Source organism: Neobacillus niacini (genome assembly GCF_000759675.1).
Taxonomy (GTDB): domain Bacteria; phylum Bacillota; class Bacilli; order Bacillales; family Cytobacillaceae; genus Neobacillus; species Neobacillus niacini_A.
This window is the reverse complement of record NZ_BAWM01000111.1, coordinates 1-204: the sequence shown is the minus strand read 5'-3', so window position 1 is coordinate 204 and position 204 is coordinate 1. Positions and strand designations below refer to the sequence as shown.

The following is a 204-nucleotide window of genomic DNA, read 5'->3' as shown; positions in this document are numbered from 1 at the left end:
TCATTTTTGGTTCTGCTTTTGGAGTTTCTTTCATTTTCGGTACTACATTTGGAGTTTCTTTCATTTTCGGTACTACATTTGGAGTTTCTTTCATTTTTGGTACTGCTTTTGGAGTTTCTTTCATTTTTGGTTCTGCTTTTGGAGTTTCTTTCATTTTCGGTACTACATTTGGAGTTTCTTTCATTTTCGGTACTACATTTGGAG

Annotated in this window: 1 pseudogene; it reads right to left on the bottom strand. The window is 33.8% G+C overall.

Going from position 1 to position 204, the window contains the following annotated elements:
* A pseudogene (locus tag TR08_RS34210) lies at positions 1-204 on the bottom strand (hypothetical protein); the annotation flags it as partial.